General features: G+C 70.9%; 14 protein-coding genes. 6 read left to right on the top strand and 8 right to left on the bottom strand.

Annotated elements, in window-relative coordinates; all coding sequences use genetic code 11:
- Window positions 1-166: 166 nt before the first annotated feature.
- On the bottom strand, window positions 167-1174 hold the full coding sequence (locus LVB77_RS03850; protein ID WP_232908895.1) for a hypothetical protein: 1008 nt from the start codon (window positions 1172-1174) through the stop codon (window positions 167-169).
- Window positions 1175-1297: 123 nt separating this feature from the next.
- On the opposite strand from LVB77_RS03850, the gene LVB77_RS03845 reads away from it, so the two are divergent.
- Window positions 1298-1885 (top strand): TetR/AcrR family transcriptional regulator, encoded by a 588-nt coding sequence (locus LVB77_RS03845; protein WP_232908894.1) that lies wholly within the window; start codon window positions 1298-1300, stop codon window positions 1883-1885.
- A 7-nt stretch (window positions 1886-1892) separates the two neighbouring features.
- Here LVB77_RS03845 and LVB77_RS03840 read toward each other — a convergent pair whose 3' ends face one another.
- From LVB77_RS03840 to LVB77_RS03825, 4 genes are all read right to left on the bottom strand, one after another.
- Entirely contained in the window at window positions 1893-2417 is a 525-nt protein-coding gene (locus tag LVB77_RS03840; protein WP_232908893.1) for a class I SAM-dependent methyltransferase, read from the bottom strand.
- Window positions 2414-2887, bottom strand: coding sequence for a GNAT family N-acetyltransferase (locus LVB77_RS03835; RefSeq protein WP_232908892.1), 474 nt, complete (start codon window positions 2885-2887; stop codon window positions 2414-2416). The genes LVB77_RS03840 and LVB77_RS03835 overlap by 4 nt, the downstream gene beginning before the upstream one ends.
- Before the next feature lie 76 nt (window positions 2888-2963).
- Window positions 2964-3932 carry a diguanylate cyclase gene (locus LVB77_RS03830; RefSeq protein ID WP_232908891.1) on the bottom strand — a complete coding sequence of 323 codons (969 nt, stop codon included), beginning with the start codon at window positions 3930-3932 and terminating at the stop codon, window positions 2964-2966.
- 7 nt (window positions 3933-3939) lie between these two features.
- Window positions 3940-8604, bottom strand: a complete 4665-nt coding sequence (locus tag LVB77_RS03825) for a PAS domain S-box protein (protein ID WP_232908890.1) — start codon at window positions 8602-8604, stop codon at window positions 3940-3942.
- Window positions 8605-8815: 211 nt separating this feature from the next.
- On the opposite strand from LVB77_RS03825, the gene LVB77_RS03820 reads away from it, so the two are divergent.
- Both LVB77_RS03820 and LVB77_RS03815 read left to right on the top strand, forming a co-directional pair.
- On the top strand, window positions 8816-9172 hold the full coding sequence (locus tag LVB77_RS03820; RefSeq protein WP_232908889.1) for a metalloregulator ArsR/SmtB family transcription factor: 357 nt from the start codon (window positions 8816-8818) through the stop codon (window positions 9170-9172).
- 128 nt (window positions 9173-9300) lie between these two features.
- Window positions 9301-9675, top strand: coding sequence for a YciI family protein (locus tag LVB77_RS03815; RefSeq protein ID WP_232908888.1), 375 nt, complete (start codon window positions 9301-9303; stop codon window positions 9673-9675).
- A 192-nt stretch (window positions 9676-9867) separates the two neighbouring features.
- On the opposite strand, the gene LVB77_RS03810 is transcribed toward LVB77_RS03815, so the two are convergent.
- Window positions 9868-11178 carry an amidohydrolase family protein gene (locus tag LVB77_RS03810; protein WP_232908887.1) on the bottom strand — a complete coding sequence of 437 codons (1311 nt, stop codon included), beginning with the start codon at window positions 11176-11178 and terminating at the stop codon, window positions 9868-9870.
- Between the two features lie 196 nt (window positions 11179-11374).
- A complete protein-coding gene (locus LVB77_RS03805; RefSeq protein WP_232908886.1) occupies window positions 11375-12127 on the bottom strand; it encodes a type 1 glutamine amidotransferase domain-containing protein in 753 nt (250 codons plus the stop codon).
- Window positions 12128-12239: 112 nt separating this feature from the next.
- Between LVB77_RS03805 and LVB77_RS03800 the strand changes: the two genes are divergently transcribed.
- Together LVB77_RS03800 and LVB77_RS03795 are read left to right on the top strand one after the other, a co-directional pair.
- Window positions 12240-13136, top strand: coding sequence for a LysR family transcriptional regulator (locus LVB77_RS03800; protein WP_232908885.1), 897 nt, complete (start codon window positions 12240-12242; stop codon window positions 13134-13136).
- A gap of 89 nt (window positions 13137-13225) precedes the next feature.
- Window positions 13226-13783, top strand: a complete 558-nt coding sequence (locus tag LVB77_RS03795) for a DUF3016 domain-containing protein (protein WP_232908884.1) — start codon at window positions 13226-13228, stop codon at window positions 13781-13783.
- 219 nt (window positions 13784-14002) lie between these two features.
- Here LVB77_RS03795 and LVB77_RS03790 read toward each other — a convergent pair whose 3' ends face one another.
- On the bottom strand, window positions 14003-14917 hold the full coding sequence (locus LVB77_RS03790; RefSeq protein ID WP_232908883.1) for an alpha/beta hydrolase: 915 nt from the start codon (window positions 14915-14917) through the stop codon (window positions 14003-14005).
- A 183-nt stretch (window positions 14918-15100) separates the two neighbouring features.
- Here LVB77_RS03790 and LVB77_RS03785 point away from each other — a divergent pair, with 183 nt between their 5' ends.
- The gene (locus tag LVB77_RS03785) at window positions 15101-17050 is read left to right on the top strand and encodes a beta-propeller domain-containing protein (RefSeq protein ID WP_232908882.1); all 1950 of its coding nucleotides are present in this window, start codon (window positions 15101-15103) and stop codon (window positions 17048-17050) included.
- Window positions 17051-17123: the final 73 nt, after the last annotated feature.

Genomic DNA, 17123 nt, shown 5'->3' with positions numbered 1-17123 from the left:
GGCGAGGGTGAGAGGCGCGCTGCCGGTCGCCTTCCCCGCGATCCGACTGTGACGGAGTATCCACCGATTCCGTGCCGGCTGTCACCGCGCGACCGACGTCGATCGACGCCGGCCGTCATCGCCCACGCGCCGACGGTCGCCGTGCGCGCGGCGGCGTCGCTGGGACTTACACGCGCGTGGTTCGCACGCCGGCTTCGTGCAGCCGCTGCAGGTAGTAGTCCGGCGCGATCAGGCTGTCCGGGAAATACAGGCCGGGCGCGACCGCATCGCCGCCGGCCAGGCCCAGCAGGCGCTCGATGCCCAGCGCGATGCTCAGTGCGGTCAGCGGCGCCTGGCCGGCCGGGTGCACCAACTCATGGCGCACGCGCAGCGGCTGGCCGTCGTGGCCCTCGCCTTCGATCTCGATCGCGATTTCGGTCGAATAGGCCTCGCCGCGGCGGCGGCTGGCGCTGACGCCCAAGGCCATGTCGAGCCGGATCGAACGCGCGTCGGTCGCGGCCGCCAGCGTGACCACGTCCAGCGGCGAGTAGGCGGCGCCGGCCACCGCCACGCCGTCGACGCTGCGGATGTCGCGCGCGGCTTCGTCGCCGCGCAGCCAGCGCCACTGGCCGTCTTCCAGCACCTGCGCGCCGGCCGCGCTGATCAGGCGTTCGTAGTCGGCGGCCGCGGCTGGGCCGCCCATGTCCTCTTCGTCCAGCAAGGCCGACAGGTCGATGCGGTCGATGCGCGCGAACTCGCGCGCGTAGTGCAGCGCCGGCAGGGTCGCCGCGCCGGCCAGCCAATGGCTGGCGAGCAGGATCGGCGCGGCGCCCGGCGCGCGCAGGTGGCGGGCGACTTCCGGCGCGATCTCGAACGAGCCGCTGGAGGTGCTCAGGTACGGCAGTCCATGCGCCTGCGCGTACTTGAGCGTGTTCAAGCCGGCGTCTTTCACGAACACGATCACGGCGCTGTAGCGCGCATCCGCCGCCAGGCCCAGGTCGATGCGTTGCAGGTCGATGCGCACCGCGGAGGCGCCGCCGACGGCGTCGGCGACGGCCTGGGCCTTGCCCAGGTCGCGGCCGCCGATGGCGATCGGCAGCTGCGGATGCAGGCGGCGCAGCGCGTGCGCGGCCTGGGCGCCGACGACGCCGGAGCCGCCGACGATGAGGACGGGGGCGAGAATGTGTGCGGTCATGCGGATGCTCCTGGAGGGTGGATGCCGTCGCCTAGGCGACAAGCTACGATTGGTAAGTTACGAATGGTAATGTACCGTTCGCCAGGCACCACGGCATCCCGCCGCACCGCGGTACAGCGTTCCATGAGCGAGACGACCACCCGACGACTGCCCAAGGCCGAACGGCGCGAACAGCTGCTGGATACCGCGCTGGCGATCGTGCGCGAGCAAGGCACCGACGCGCTCACGCTGGGCTACCTGGCCGAGCGCGCGGGCGTGAGCAAGCCGATCGCCTACGAGCATTTCCAGACCCGCGCCGGTCTGCTGATCGCGCTGTACCGGCGCCTCGATGCGCGCCAGGCGCAGGCGCTGGAGCGCAGCTTCGAACGCTTGCCCAAGCGCTTCGCCGAGGCCGCGCGCGCGCTCGCGCAGGCCTACCTGCGCTGCTACAGCACCGCCGGTCCGGAGTACCCCGCGCTGGTCGCCGCGCTCAAGGGCGACGAGCAGATGGAACGCGAGCAGCAAACGCTGATCGACGATTACGTCGCGCGTTACCGCAACGCGTTGGCGCCCTACTCCTCGCTGCCGGCGCCGGACCTGCACCTGCGTTGCGTCGGCATCGTCGGCGCCGGCGACGCGATCGCGCAGGAATGGCAGCGCGGACGCGTCGACGAGGCCGCCGCCGTCGCCAGCCTGGCGTCGTTGATCCAGCGCTGGCTGTCGAAGGCCTGAGTGCGGTTCAGTCGAGGCCGGCGATCGCGCACAGCGCCGGCGCGGGGCGCAACGGCGCACGCCGGATCTCGCTCAGCGCATAGCCCTGCCGTGTGAGGTTGGCGCGCAAGGCCGCCTCGATGCGGACCAACGCGTCGGCGCCGGGCGGCTGGTAGGCCAGATACAGCCGACCGTGCGGCGCCAGCCACTCGCGCATGCGCGTGAGTTCAGGCGCGTCGCCGGTCCAGAACAGGTTGAGGTTGACCGCGACGATGCGGTCGTAGCGCCGCTCGGGTTCGGCCTTGGCGATGTCCGCCACGCGGAACCCGGCCGCGCCCGACGCCACCGCGTCCGAGTTGCGCCACACCGAGGCGGCGATCGCGCTGGGCGAACGGTCCAGGCCCAGGTAATGGCCGCGCGGCAGCGCCGGCAGCAGCAGCGCGGCCAGCACGCCGTTGCCGCAGCCCAGCTCCAGCACGGCGTCGGCGGGCCGCGGGTCCAGCACCTCGCGCATCCAACTCAGGCGCTCGTGGATGCGGACGGCGGCGCTCATGCGCGCGCTTGCGCTCCGGCCAGGGCCGCATCCATGGCCTCGCGGCGCCAGGTGCACACGCCCTTCTCATGCAAGGTCGCGCCCAGGCGGCCGTAGAAGCGCTGCGCGCCCGCGTTCTCGCGTTCCACCGTCCAGCGCGCGTAGCGATAACCGCGGCTCAGGCACTCGCCCGCGATCGCGCGCGTCAGCCGTTCGCCGACGCCGGCGCCGCGCGCCGCGTCGGCCACGTACAGATCGTCCAGCGCCAGATACTCGCCGCCCCACCAGATCGAATAGCCGACGGTGAACGAGACGAAGCCCAGCGCCACGCCGTCGCGCTCGGCCAGGTAGGCGCCGTAGCGTTCGCAATCGGCGGTCAGGGTGGCTTCGTCGGTCAATAGCGCGCCGGCATGGCCTTCGTAGGCGGCCAGCGCCTGGATCAGGGCCAGCAGCGTGGCCGCGTCGCGCGCCTGCGCGCGACGTATCGTCACGTCCGTCATCGTCGCTCTCTGGAACCGGGAAGGCAGCTTAGCCAGCGCCGGCCGGCGCCGCCAAGGCCGTCGCGGATCAGCCCGCGGCGGCGGACGGATCCTCGTCGCTGCGCACGCGCGCGCGGCCGGCGCGCTTGGCCCGGTACAGGCCGCCGTCGGCGCGATTGAGCAGGCTTTCGGCCGACTCCTCGCCGTCGGGTTGCGCGGTGGCCACGCCGATGCTGACCGTCACCGTGCCGTGCTCGCTGGCCGAATGCGAGATGCCCAGCGCGCGCACCGCGCGCTCCACGTTCTCCACCACCACGCGCGCGCCGGCCAGGTCGATCTCGGGCAGCAGGCAGGTGAATTCCTCGCCGCCGGTGCGCGCGACCAAATCGCCCGGCCGCGCCAGGCTGCGCTCGATGGCGGCGGCGACCTGGCGCAGGCAGTCGTCGCCGGCGAGGTGGCCGTAGGTGTCGTTGTAGGCCTTGAAATGATCGATATCGATGATGCCCGCCGACAGCGGCTGGCCGCTGCGGCGACAGCGCTGCCACTCGCGTTCCAGGCGCTCGTCGAACTGGCGCCGGTTGGCCACGCCGGTCAGTCCGTCGACCCAGGCCATGCGCCGCAGCAGGTCCGACTGCTGCTTCAAGGTCAGGTGCGCGCGCACGCGATTGCGCACGGTCAGCGCGTTGATCGGCTTGGTGATGAAATCGACGCCGCCGGCGTCCCAGCACGCGGCCTCCTCGGCCGGATCGTCCAGGCTGGTGACGAAGATCACCGGGATGCTCTGGGTTTCGGGATCGGCCTTGAGCGCGCGGCACACCTCCAGGCCGTTCATGTCGGGCATGACCACGTCCAGCAACACCAGATCCGGCGGCGTCTGCTGGCAGAACGCCAGCGCCTGCGCGCCGTTGGTGGCCATGAACACATCGTGGTCGGCGGAGAACACCTCGTGCAGTGCGCGTATGTTGATCGGCTGGTCGTCCACGACCAGCAAGCGCGCGCGTCGCGAGGCCGCCACCGTCCCGGGCAACGCCTCCACGTCGAACAAGATCACGTTCATCTCCTTGTCATTCCGAACGGGCCAGCAGCCGCTCGCATACGGCGGCGGCGGCGGCGAAGTCGAACCGGACCAGGGCATCGGCGATCAGCCGGTGCTCGTCCGGGTGGTGGCGGGCCAGGCCCGCCTCCAGGGAGTGGAATACGTCCAATGCACCCAGGTTGGAGGCACCCAGCAACTCGCGCAGGCGCTGCAGCGAGCGCCGCGGCACTGGCGCGTCGTCGCCGGGCGGCGGCGGCTCCTGCGCCGTGAGCGCCTCCAGACGCTCGCGCGTCGCCGCCGCGGCGTCGTTGAGGCCGGCGCGCAAGGCGCCCAGTTGCAGCGTGCGCAGCCAGTCCTCGCCGGCGCCGACGATCGCCTTCTCCTGCTGGTCGGCCAATTGCGCCAGGCGCATCGCGCCGACCGTGGCCGCCACGCCCCTGAGCGTGTGCAGTTGCCGCGCCGCATCCGCACGCTGCTTGGAGCGCAACGCGGTCGCCAGCTCGCCCATGATCTGGGTGCCGCCGTCGGGGAAACCGCGCAGCACGTCGGCGTAGACCCGGCTCTTGCCGCCGAAGCGGGCCAGCGCGGCCTCCCAATCCAGCACCGCGGGCTCGGCCTGCGGCACCGGTTCGTCCTCGACCTCGTCCTGGACCGCGGCCGCCGGCGGCACCTGCGCGGCGGCGGCCTGCGCGGTGACCGCCTGCGCGACCGCGGCCTGCGTCGCCACGGCTTGCTGCGCGAGCGCGAGCGCGGCGGCCGCCTGCACCACCGGCGCGGTCGTGGCCACCGTGTCGGGCGCGCTCGCCGCTGCAGGCGCAGGCACGGTGCCGTTGGCGTCGTTGGCCGCGTTCTCGCCCGCCGCAAGCCGCGCGGTCTGGCCGGTCCAGTGCAGCAAGCGCTCGACCAGGGTGTCCAGGTCGAAGGGCTTACCGAGGTGATCGTTCATGCCCGCCGCCAGGCAGGCCTCGCGGTCGGACGGCAGCACGTTCGCGGTCATGGCGATGATCGGCAACTTGTTCAAACCCAGGTTGCCGCGGATGCGACGGGTCGCGGTGTAGCCGTCCATGTCGGGCATCTGGATGTCCATCAGCACCACGTGGTACTTGCCGGATTGGCCGGACAGCATCTGCAGCGCCTTGGCGCCGCCGCCGGCCACCGCCACGCGCGCGCCCTCGCTCTCCAGCAGATCGGTCACCACCTGCTGGTTGGTCGGGTTGTCTTCCACCACCAGCAGCGACATACCGGCCAGGCGGTTGCGCGAAGGCCGCAGCGGTGCGGGTTCGGCGCGCGGCTGCGGCAGGCCCTGGCCCGAACGCGCGTCGGCGACGGCGTCGATCAGCATCGCCACCGTCACCGGCTTCATCAAGAAGCCGTCCAGCACCGACTGCTCGCGGCCCAGGCGCTCGACCAGCATCTCGCGGCCGTGCGCGGTGACCATCACGATCAAAGGCGCCTGACTGCCGCCGATCAGCTCGCGGATGCGGCGACCGGTTTCCCAGCCGTCCAAGCCGGGCATGCGCCAGTCGAGGAAAATGACTTCGTACGCCGGGCCGCCGGCGGCGGCGCGCTCGACGAACTCCAGCGCCTCCTCGCCGCTGCGCGCGGCATCGGCCTGCCAGCCGATCGACTGCACCATCGCCAGGATCGCGTTGCGCGCGCTGTCGTTGTCGTCCACCACCAGCGCGCGCAGCTCGCGCAGGCGCTCGGGCGGACCGGCGCTGGGCTCGGACGGCTCGCTGGGCAGGCCCAGGGCGACGTTGAAGAAGAAACGGCTGCCGCGGCCGCGTTCGCTTTCCACGCCCAACTCGCCGCCCATCAGGCGCACCAGGCGCTGGCTGATCGCCAGACCCAGGCCGGTGCCGCCGAAACGGCGCGTGGTGGAGGCCTCGGCCTGCGAGAAGCCCTCGAAGATCGCCGCCAACTTGTCCTCGGCGATACCGATGCCGCTGTCGCGCACCTCGAAAGCCAGCGAAATGCGATCGTCGGCGGCGTCGGCCGCGCGCACCATCAGCACCACTTCGCCGTAGTGGGTGAACTTGATCGCGTTGCCGACCAGGTTGATCAGCACCTGCTGCAAACGCAGCGAATCGCCGACCACGCGCTTGGGCACGCGCTCATCGATGTCGAACACGATCTCGATGTCCTTGTCGCCGACGTTGGCGCTGAGGATCACCGAGATGTCGCGCATCACCTGCTCGATCTCGAACTCGTGCGATTCCAGGGTCTGCCGCCCGGCCTCGATCTTGGAGAAGTCGAGGATGTCGTTGAGGATGCCCAGCAGGGTCTTGGCGGCGGTCTCGGTCTTGTTGGCGTAGTCGAGCTGGCGCAGATCGAGGCTGGTCTTCTGCAACAGCTGCAGCATGCCCAGGATCGCGTTCATGGGCGTGCGGATCTCGTGGCTCATGTTGGCCAGGAAATCGCTCTTGGCCTTGCTCGCCGCCTCCGCCGCCGCCACCGCGTCCACCATCGCCGCCTCGGCGGCGCGCTGCACGGTGATGTCCTCGGCGATGGACCAGGTGTAGGGCTTGCCGTCGATGCGCAGCGCCACGCCGTTCAAGCGCACCGGCACGCGCGCGCCGTCCTTGCGCACGAACTGCTTCTCGTACGGGCCGTAGCGGCCGCTGCTGTGCAGGGTGCGCTGCACCGCCTTCTCCTGCAGCTCGTATTCCTTGGGCGTGAGCTTGCCCTGGTCCAGCGCGCGCAGCTCTTGCTCGCTGTAGCCGGTGAGCGCGCGGAACTCCTCGTTGAACTCGATGAAACGGCCGCTCTCGTCGGTCAGCGCGATACCCAGCGGCGACAGCTCGAACAGGCCGCGCAGCTTGCGCTCGTTGGTCTCCAGCGCCGCCTCGCGGCGCTTGCGCTCGCGCAGGTCGACGGCGATGCCCAGGTAGCCGACGATTTCGCCATCGCTCTTGCGCAGGGCGCTGACGTTGAGCAGCACCGGGATGCGGTCGCCGCTTTGGGTGATGTAGGTCCACTCGTTGGAATCGGGCTCGATGCGCGCCTTGGCCACGAACACTTCGAAGCCCGGATCGATGCGCCGCCCAAACTCCATCTGCAGCGCGTGCGCGCGCTCGGCGACCTCGATCGGATCGTGGAACAGCGCCGGGGTTTCCTTGCCCACGACGTCGTCGGCCGAGTAGCCCAGGATCGCCTCGGCGGCCGGGTTGAACAAAGTGATCGTGCCTTCCGGATCGGAGGCGATGATGGCGTAGCCGGCGTTGGCCAGGATCGCGCGCTGCAGCGCCGAGAACGCCTGCAGTTCGGCGGTGCGCTCCTCGACCTGATGCTCCAGGGTGGCATTGAGCTGCAGGATCTCGGCCTGCGCCTCCTTGCGGTCGGCGATGTCGCGCAGGGTCGAGGCCACGCCGACCACGCGGCCGCTGCCGCTGCGGATCGGCGCGGCGGAAATCTCCACGTACAGCGGCGAGCCGTCGCGGTGGCGGCGGATGGTCTCCACCGCTACCGCTTCCTCGCCGGCCAGTGCGCGCTGCAGGATCTCGCCGTCCTCGCGTATGCGCTCGAACGGCACCACCAGTTCCACCAGCGACCGCCCGATCGCCTCCTCGGGCGGGTAGCCGAACATCTGCTGCGCGGCGCGGTTCCATTCGGTCACGCGCCCGTCGGGCGAGGTGCCGACGATGGCGTCGTGCGAGCTTTCCACGATCGCCGCCAGGCGCGCGCTTTGCGCGATCGAGCGGCGCTTGCGCTCGTTCGAGCTCATGAACAGGTACAGCAGCACCGCCAGCAACGCACCCAGCGCGGCGATCGAGCCGGCCGCGCGCCAGGGCTGCGGCAGGTCCAGCGCGACGATGGTGGCCGGCGGCGCTTCGATCTGCATGCGCCATTGGCGGCCGTACAGCGCGAACTCGCGCACGCGCGAGCGGTCTTCTTCGATCTCGTCGCCGATGCTGGGCGAGGCGTAGATGCGGTCGCCGAACTTGGACTCGGTGATGTCGGTCAGGACGAAGCCGTACTCGGCATGGGCCTGGCCGAAGTCGGCCAGGATTTCGTCGGTCACCAGCGGCGCGTAGACCCAGCCCACGCCGTTGGCGAGCGCCTGCTCCGGCGTCGTGGGATTGCCATTGGCGTACACCGGCAGCAGGAACAGCATGCTGCGGTTGGGCTTGCCCTCGACCTGGATCAGGGTGATCGGACCGGTCAGGGTCGGCTGGCCGCTCTTGAGCGAGGCCAGCGCGGCCTCGCGGCGCTTGCGCTCGGAGGCGATGTCCAGGCCCAGCGCGGCGCGGTTGCCGGCTTCGGGCTCGATGTACTTGATCAGGTATTTCTCGCCTTTGCGCGCGGCCAGCTGGCGGACCTTGACGTCGCGCAGGCCCTCGGCGCGCAGACCGGCCAGGAACGCGCCCTCGCGCCCGGCGGGCACGCGCGCGATGTAGCCGAAGCCGCGCGCGCCCGGGAACTCGCGCGCGACCTCGCGCGAGTCCATGTAGCGCCGGAAGCGCTCGCGGCTGATCGTGCCGCCCGCGCCCAGCACCGCCCCGCGCGCGCCGCGCAGGCCGTACTCGTAGGTCTGGAAGCGCGTCTTCAGATCGGCGGTGGCGCGCTCGGCCAGGCCGTCCAGCAACTGCTGGGTGCGCTGCTGGTTACCGGCCTGCTGGCGCAGCCCCACCATCACCGCGCCGGCCAGTCCCAGCAGCAGTACCAGCAGCGCCAGACGGGCAGGGCTACGCAAACGACGGATGGGCGTCCCCTCCCAGGCTTCGGAACCGCTGAAGTTAGCAGAGCGGCCGTGGAGATTCCGAGTGGGACTGCGCGGATTCGACAGCGTCCGGCGCGCGCGCGCCAAAGTCGGCGATCGCGGCGCGGCGAGTCGGCATGCGCAGGCCATGCCCTCGTTCAAGCAAACACTTGAACGTCACGGGGCGCCGCCTACACTCAAGCAGATGCTTAAGTATCCGCCGGACCTAGACCGCGTCTTCCATGCCCTGGCCGATCCCAGCCGGCGCGCGATGCTAGAGCGCCTGCAGCGGGGCAGCGCCAGCGTCAGCGAACTGGCCCAGCCGCTGGCCATGTCCCTGGCCGCGGTGCTGCAGCATCTGCAAGTCCTGGAGGACAGCGGCCTGGTGCGCTCGCACAAGACCGGACGGGTGCGCCTCTGCCGGCTGGACCGCACCGCCTTGGGCGAGGCCGAACATTGGCTAGGCCAGCGCCGCGCGCCGCCCGAACCGCCGTCCGAGAACCGCCTGGCGCCGGTCGCCGATGGCCATCCGCCAGCGCGGGGCCCCGCGCTGGCGCGCTAGCCGCGCGCATGCGCACTCGCCCTGACGCGCGCGCGGCCCCTGTCCGCCGGCCGCCAAACTAATGACACCTTGCGGCACCTGCGGTGTGGCTGCACATTGCCACGTCCGCCCCCGCTCCGAGACCGCGAATGAAATTTCTGGTGATGATCTACAACGACGACAGCCTGCTCGGCGACGTGCCCGCCGACGAGGCCAAGAGCATGATGCGCGAGTGCCTGCTGCATGCCGACGAGTTGCGCGATCAGGGCTACCTGCTCGATTCCCAGCAGCTCGAAGCCCCGACCACCGCCAAATCGGTGCGCGTGCGCGGCGGCCGCACCACCATCACCGACGGCCCGTTCGCCGAAACCAAGGAATACCTGGGCGGCTTCAACCTGATCGAGGCCGAGAACATGGACGAGGCGCTGCGCATCGCCGCGCAGTTCCCCTGGGCCAATTCGGGTTGCATCGAAGTGCGCCCGGTGCGCGATATCGGCATGGTGCGGCAGGCCGTCGGCGCCTGAGCCGGCGCCGCCGATCCGCTGCGCCGGGGCGCGGCTTGCCACAAGACAGATCGGCGAAGCCCGCCGATAGGCCAGTCTCGGCTGCTGCGACGGCGCCGCGGCAAGCTGTGGCCCTCCTCGTCAGGGAGATCCCCGGAGCGGCGCGCGGACTGGGACCGCGCGTCGCTCCGGCTTTCTTTTCATTGCACCAGTTCAGGGCGTAGCGCCCTTGACCACCACTCCGGCGCGCATCACCAGCACCGGCTTTTCGGTCGCGCGCACGTTCTGGATCACGTCCCCAGACACGGCGACGATGTCGGCGGCCTTGCCGGCCTCCAGGGTGCCGGTGTCCTTGTCGATGCCCAGCAATTTGGCCGAACCCTGGCTGCTGGTCATCAGCGCCTGCGCCGGGCTCATGCCCATGTCGACGTAGTCGCCGAACTCGCGCGCGTTGAGGCCGTGCGGGAACACCGCCGAGTCGGTGCCGTAGGCGATCGGCACGCCGATCTTCAAGGCGTGCTTGAACATCTGCGTGTGCGCGGCGGCGGCGGCGCGCGCCTTCTCGCCGATCTTGGGCGGATAGGTGTCGGCCTTCTCGTCCACCCACAGCTGGGTCATGCGCGTGGGCACCAGGTACACGCCCTTGTTCTTCATCAGCTGCAAGGTGGCCGGCGTGAGGAAACTGCCGTGCTCGATCGAATCGATGCCGGCCTCCACCGCCAGCCGCGCGGCGACGTCGCCGTGGCTGTGCGCGGCGACCTTGCGGCCCCAGTTGTGGGCCTCGCCGATGATCGCGTCCAGTTCGGCCGGCGTCAGCTGCGGCACGTCGACCGGGTCGGATTCGGACAGCACGCCGCCGGAGGCGCAGATCTTGATCACGTCGGCGCCGAACTTCATCTGCTGGCGCACCGCCAGCCGGCATTCCTCGGCGCCGTTGCACACGCCTTCCAACGGACCGGCCGGGCGCACGCGGTCCGGCGGCGCGTTGACGCTGTCGCAGTGGCCGCCGGTGGAACCCAGGGCGTGGCCCGCGGCGATGATGCGCGGCCCCTGCACCAGGCCGGCGTTGATCGCGTTGCGCAGGCCGATGTCGACGAAGTCCGGCGCGCCCAGTTCGCGCGCGCTGGTCACGCCCGCCATCAGCGCCGCCTGCGCGTTGCGCTGGGCGTGGAAGGCCTGCTCGGTGGGGAAACGCAGCATGTTCTCGTAGAAGCCCTGCGCCCAGTTCTCGCTGTGGTCCGAGGCCAGATGCGTGTGCGCGTCGATGTAGCCCGGCAGCAGGGTCGCGTCGCCCAGATCGATCACGCGCGCGTCGGCGGGAATCGCCGCGTCGCGGCCCACCGCGACGATGCGGTCGCCGCGCACCACCACCACGCCCGGCGACACCAGCTGTCCGCTGCGGCCGTCGAACAGATGCGCGGCTTTCAGCGCGATCGGCGCGGCGGGCGGCGCGGTCTGCGCCTGCGCGGTGCAGACCAGACCCAAGGACAATGCGGCGGACAACGCGAGCTTGCGCAACCTCATGCGACCTCTCCCCAGAGCGAATGGTGGCCACGAGTGTAGGGCTTGCTGCAACGCGGGGTATGGGACTTTGGGATGACCGGCGCCTCAGTTCGCGCGCCGGTCCACGCGCCGTCCGCATCCGATCGTGCGCGAATTCTCCGGCCGTCCTCGCCCGCACCGGACGAGGACGGCGCGGCGATGGCACAACGCGCGCGCGTCAGCGGGCGGACGCGGGCTTGCGCAGCAGATCGCGCACCGCCTCGGCGGTGGCGGTGGCCGACTGCGGGTTCTGGCCGGTGACCAGGCGCCCGTCGACCACGACCTTCGCGGTCCAGTTCGGCGCCGCCTGATGCTGCGCGCCGCGCGCGTTCAAGGTGCTGGCCAGCAGGAACGGCACCACGTTCTCCAACTTCACCGCGCGCTCCTCCTCGTCGGTGAACGCGCTCACGCGCTTGCCGGCCACCAGATAGCTGCCGTCGCTGAGCTTCACGTTCACCAGCGCGGCCGGTCCGTGGCAGACCGCGGCCACCACCTGGCCGGATTCGTACACCTCGCGCGTCACCCGCTGCACCGCCGGGCTGTCGGGGAAATCCCAGACCGCGCCGTGGCCGCCGGCGTAAAACACCGCCGAGTACTTGCCGCTGTCGACCGTGTCCAGGCGCGCGGTGTTGCGGATCGCGTCGCGGAAACGGGCGTCGTTCCAGTAACGCGCATTGGTGGCGTCGTCGAGCTCGACGCCGTCCACCGGCGGCTCGCCGCCCTGGATGGACGCGAACTCGACCGGGATGCCGGCCGCGTCGAACACCGCCAGCGGATGCGTCACCTCGCCCAGGTAGAAGCCGGTGGGCTGGCCGGTGCTGCCCTTGCTGCCGTGGCTGGTCAGCACCATCAGCACCGGCTTGGGGGCAGCCGGCGGCGGCGTGGCGGCGGCGGACAGGCCGAACAGGGCGGCGGCGAACAGAGCGGTCATGGCGGAATCCTTTGGGGAAGGGTCGGTTTCGACCCGGTGTGGACACTCTATTTCCGATGTTTATGACGATAAACTGGCCTAGCGACAAATTACTCATGCGCAGAGCGCAAAAATGAGCCGCCATTACGACCACCTCGCCGACGTGGAAGCCTTCGCCAACGCGGTCGAGCGCGGTTCGCTCACCGCCGCCGCCACCGCCCTGGGCACCACGCCCTCGGCGATCAGCCGCGCGATCGCACGCCTGGAAACCCGCCTGGGCGTGCAACTGCTACGGCGCACCACCCGCCGCCTGGGCCTGACCGAATCCGGGCGCCTGTACCTGGAACAGTCGCGCGCCGCGTTCGCGCTGATCGACGAGGCCGAGCGCAGCCTGCAGGGCCGCGGCGGCGAGTTGACCGGCAGCGTGCGCCTGAGCGTGCCGACCACCTACGGCCACTACCGTCTGCCGGCGCGGCTGCAGGCGTTCGCGCGACGCCATCCGCGCGTGCGCATCGAATTGAGCATCGCCAACCGCAACGTCGATCTGGTCGCCGAGGGCTACGACCTGGCGATCCGCCTGGGCGAACTGCCCGACAGCGGCCTGGTCGCGCGCAAGCTCGAGGACGCGCCGATGTGCCTGGTCGCCTCGCCCGCCTACCTCGAGCGCGCGGGCGTGCCGCGCGACATCGACGAACTCGCGCGACACGAGTGCCTGTCGTTCGTGATGCCCAGCAGCGGCCGCGTGGCGCCGTGGATCCTGCGCGAGGACGGCCGCGATCGCGACTGGACGCCCGCCGGCGCGCTGCGCGTGTCCGACGATCCGCTGGGCATGGTGTCGCTGAGCGAGCAGGGCTACGGCATCTGCCAAAGCTACGACTTCATCGTCGGCGAACGCCTGCGCGCCGGACGCCTGAGCGAAGTACTGCCGCAGGCGCGCGGGCGCAGCCGTCCGTTCTCATTGATCTACGCCCCGCACCGGCAGCTGTCGGCCGCGGCGCGCGCGCTGATCGAAGCGCTGAGCGCGAGCTAAAGCAAGGCGCCGGCGGCATTTGCGCCTGCCCCGCGCGCGGGCGGACAATCGGGACGTCGCCACAGCGCGCCCTGCATGCGGAGCCACCCATGATTCTCCGTCCCGCCCTGATCGCCGCCGCGCTCGCCCTGAGCCTGGCCGGCGCGGCCCACGCCAAGACCCGCAACGTCACCGACCCCGACGCGCCGCGCGCGCTGCCCGAACAAGGCCCGGTCGAGGTGCGCTGGGAAAATCCGGCCCAGTTCACCGAGATCCGCTACAGCGGCAACTCCAGCGAAGCCAAGCGCGGCAACTGGGTCGAGGATCTCGCCTTGCACCTGCGCCAGCGCGCGCAGAAGCGCCTGCCCGCCGGCGAACGCCTGGAAGTCGACATCGTCGACATCCGCCGCGCCGGCAACTACGAGCCCTGGCGCGGCATCGCCTTCAACGACACCCGCTTCATCCGCGACATCTACCCGCCGCGCATCACCCTCAACTTCCGCCGCATCGGCGCCGACGGCCAGGTGATCGCGCAGGGCGAACGCAAGCTCAGCGACATGAGCTACCTCAGCAACGCCAACACCTTCAGCAACACCGACCCGCTGCGCTACGAGAAGTCGCTGATCAACCGCTGGCTCGACCGCGAACTCAAGCAACCGGGCGTGTGAGCCCTTCGCGGCAACGGCTCAGCCTTGGGGTAGGAGCGGCGTAAGCCGCGACCGCACAACTCACCGAAGCCGCGCTATCGCGACTCACGTCGCTCCCACAGCAAGCCAAGGCCAAGCGAAGTTCCGAAGGCGGCGACGCCTGCTCTCTGTGGGAGCGGCGTAAGCCGCGATGCGCCACACGCACGCCGACGTCCCGTCCGACGCGCGCCGTCGCAACCGCTATCGTTGCGCCTTCAGCAAGAACCGCCGCAACGCCGCGTTGAACACCTCGGGCTGATCCACGAACACCCCGTGCCCCGCATCGGTCACGACCTCCAGCACCGCGCCGGGTATCTGCGCGGCGGCTGCGCGCTGCGCCTGCAACTCAGCCGAGCCCGCCGAGGCCACGATCAGGGTCGGCCTGTCGAACTTCTTCAAGGCAGCGCTGCGGTCCATGCCGTACAGATCCGCCACCAGCATCGCCACGCCCGTGCTCACCGGCGTGCGCAAGGCGATGTCGACCCGCTGCTGCAGACGCTCCGGCGCCAGCGGTTTGACGAAGATCGCCCCCATCATCCCGCGCAGGTACTCGCGCGGATGCGCCGCATACACCGCCATCCGCTGCAGTAACTGCTGCGCGGCCTGCGGATCGGCGGCGACCGCGGCCGCACCGTTCGACACCGCGGCATCCACCAGCACCAACCCCGCGACGCGTCCGGTGCCATAGCGATCCACGTAGGCCGCGACGTCCTGCACGCCCTGCGACCAACCGATCAGCACCACGGTGTCCAGACCCTGCGCGGCCAGCACCGCTTCGATGTCGCCCGCCCGCCCCTCCGGGGTATTGCCGCTGCCGGTCTGCTGCGATGCGCCCTGCGAGCGGGGGTCCATCGCGACCACCCGATGCGTCGCATCGAACGCCGCCAACTGCGCGTCCCAGATCGTATGGTCCATGCCCCAGCCAGGCACGAACACCAGCGTCGGCTGCGTGCTCGCACGGCCGTTGTCGACGTAGTGGAGGCGAGTGCCGTCCGCGGCCGTCGCCGTGCCCTCGCCCGCCAGGACCGGCCCGGCCAGCGCGCCCGACAGCAGCAGCCAACAGATCGGCGCGAGGCCGCGCATGCGCAATCGGAGCTGGGGCAGGATCGTCTTCATCGAGGACTCGTCGCGGCGCAGGGTGGGATGGCGCGATGATCGCAACCCCGCCGGTCTTGGGACTGTGCCGGAAGCGATGCTTCGACCCCATTCCCCCACCCCGCGCGTTGACACCCTCGGGCCGCCTCACCGGCCCAGGCACGCCGCTCGCCATGAGCGGTCGCATCCGCATCGGGGAACCGCATGAGCCGGAACGTCGTCGTGTCCATCGCGCTGGGGGCCGTGCTCCTGGCCGCCTGCGCCCCGCGCGCCACACCGTCCACCACCCAACCGAACCATCGCCTGCCCGCGTTCCAGGACGATGCCGCGTTCGAAAAAGCGCTGTCCAAGGTGCAGCAGAGCCGCCAGCGGCGACAGGCCGAGGCCGAGGCGCTGTACTCGTCCGCGCCGCCTCCGCCTCCGCCGCCGTCGCCGCCGCCGGCCCCCATGGCGATGGCCGACGCCGCCGCCGCGAGCGAACCTGCGCAACTGAGCGTGGCCGCGCCGGCCGCCGCGCCCGCCGCCGACACCATCACCAACGTCCAGACCCAGGGCGTGGACGAGGGCGACATCGTCAAGAAGGCCGGCGACTACCTGATCGTGCTGCGCCGCGGCCGCCTGTTCTCGATCCGCATCGGCGACGGCGGCCTGCGCCCGGTCGCCACCGTCGACGCGTTCGCGCCCGGCTCCGACCCCAGCGGCACCTGGTACGACGAGATGCTGGTGTCGGGCAAGGACGTGGTCGTGATCGGCTACAGCTACGACCGCGGCGGCACCGAGGTCGGCGTGTTCGAACTGGGCGACCAGGGCGGCCTGCGCCATCGCGCCACGTATCAATTGCGCAGCGGCGACTACTACTCGCAGCGCAACTACGCCAGCCGCCTGATCGGCCGGCAGCTGATCTTCTACGCGCCGGTGCCGGTGCGTCTGGACGATCCCGAATCGCACCTGCCCGCGCTGCGCCACTGGCGGCCGGGCGCACAGCCGGGCGAATTCAAACGCATCCTGCCGGCCAACCGCATCTTCGACGCGCTCGACACCTCGACGCAGCTGTACTCCGTCGTGCTGCACACCGTCAGCGTCTGCGACCTGGCCGCGGCCGAACTGGATTGCCAGGCCACGGCTGTACTCGGCAGCCCCTCGCGCGAGTTCTACGTCTCGCAGGACGCGGTCTACGTGTGGGTGAACGGATCGTCCGATCCGAAGCGCAACCGCGCGACCTCCTCGGTGTTCCGCCTGCCGCTGGACGGCGCCGCGCCGTCGGCCTTGCGCACCAGCGGCAGCCCGATCGACCAGATGTCGTTCCTGCAGCGCGACGGCTATCTCAACGTGCTGGTCGGCAGCGACTACGAAGGCCAGGCGATGTGGCGCGACCAGGCCCAGGCCGGCGAACTGGCGCTGTTGCGCGTGTCCCTGGACGAGTTCGGCGACGCCGCCGCCAGCGCGCGCCGCGAACACTACCGCGCCCTGCCCGGCATCCGCGTCGGCTACGGCTCCTTGCAAAACCGCTATGTCGGCGACTGGCTGCTATTGGGCAGCGGAGCCGACTGGTACGGCGAATCCGAACGCAGCCCCGCCAGCACCGCGCTGGCCCTGCGCTACGCCAGCGACGCCCCGCCGCAGGTGCTGGCGCTGCCGCACGCGGTGGGCCGCATCGAGGCCATGGGGCAGCACGCCCTGATGGTCGGGCCCAGCGGCAACGACCTGCACTTCAGCGGCGTGCGCCTGGGCGAGCACGCGGCGCTGGAAGGCCGCTACGTCTATCCGTCGGTAGCCGAAGGCGACCAGCGCACGCACGGCTTCTTCTATCGGCCGACCGGCGAACAGGACGGCATCGCCGGCCTGCCGATCCTGCGCACCGATGCCCGCGCGCACGAAGCGCCCGGCCAGGCCAGCGTCGTCTATCTGCGCAACCGCGCCCTGCGCCTGAGCCGTATGGGCCAGCTCGACGCGCGCACCTCGCCCAGCGTCGACGACGGCTGCCAGGTGAGCTGCGTGGATTGGTACGGCAACGCGCGCCCGATCTTCATCGGCGATCGCGTGTTCGCCCTGCTCGGCTATGAACTGGTCGAAGGCCGCATCGACGGCGACGCGATCCGCGAACGCCGCCGGGTCGATTTCGGTCCTGGGCGCACGGCCGCGATCTCGCAGTAGGCGCCCGGCCTGGCTGTCCTCCCCCGCACGCATGCGCGAGGGAGGACAGGACAGCGGCGCAGGCGCGGCGCCG

This window comes from Lysobacter sp. 5GHs7-4, assembly GCF_021284765.1.
Classification (GTDB): Bacteria; Pseudomonadota; Gammaproteobacteria; order Xanthomonadales; family Xanthomonadaceae; genus Lysobacter.
This window is presented reverse-complemented; position numbering and strand designations above follow the sequence as displayed.

Excerpts from the sequence above, each read along its gene's own strand:
- LVB77_RS03850 (WP_232908895.1), bottom strand. The coding sequence starts at position 1,174 with ATGACCGCACACATTCTCGCCCCCGTCCTCATCGTCGGCGGCTCCGGC.
- LVB77_RS03845 (WP_232908894.1), top strand. The coding sequence starts at position 1,298 with ATGAGCGAGACGACCACCCGACGACTGCCCAAGGCCGAACGGCGCGAA.
- LVB77_RS03840 (WP_232908893.1), bottom strand. The coding sequence starts at position 2,417 with ATGAGCGCCGCCGTCCGCATCCACGAGCGCCTGAGTTGGATGCGCGAG.
- LVB77_RS03830 (WP_232908891.1), bottom strand. The coding sequence starts at position 3,932 with ATGAACGTGATCTTGTTCGACGTGGAGGCGTTGCCCGGGACGGTGGCG.
- LVB77_RS03820 (WP_232908889.1), top strand. The coding sequence starts at position 8,816 with ATGCTTAAGTATCCGCCGGACCTAGACCGCGTCTTCCATGCCCTGGCC.
- LVB77_RS03815 (WP_232908888.1), top strand. The coding sequence starts at position 9,301 with ATGAAATTTCTGGTGATGATCTACAACGACGACAGCCTGCTCGGCGAC.
- LVB77_RS03810 (WP_232908887.1), bottom strand. The coding sequence starts at position 11,178 with ATGAGGTTGCGCAAGCTCGCGTTGTCCGCCGCATTGTCCTTGGGTCTG.
- LVB77_RS03805 (WP_232908886.1), bottom strand. The coding sequence starts at position 12,127 with ATGACCGCTCTGTTCGCCGCCGCCCTGTTCGGCCTGTCCGCCGCCGCC.
- LVB77_RS03800 (WP_232908885.1), top strand. The coding sequence starts at position 12,240 with ATGAGCCGCCATTACGACCACCTCGCCGACGTGGAAGCCTTCGCCAAC.
- LVB77_RS03795 (WP_232908884.1), top strand. The coding sequence starts at position 13,226 with ATGATTCTCCGTCCCGCCCTGATCGCCGCCGCGCTCGCCCTGAGCCTG.
- LVB77_RS03790 (WP_232908883.1), bottom strand. The coding sequence starts at position 14,917 with ATGAAGACGATCCTGCCCCAGCTCCGATTGCGCATGCGCGGCCTCGCG.
- LVB77_RS03785 (WP_232908882.1), top strand. The coding sequence starts at position 15,101 with ATGAGCCGGAACGTCGTCGTGTCCATCGCGCTGGGGGCCGTGCTCCTG.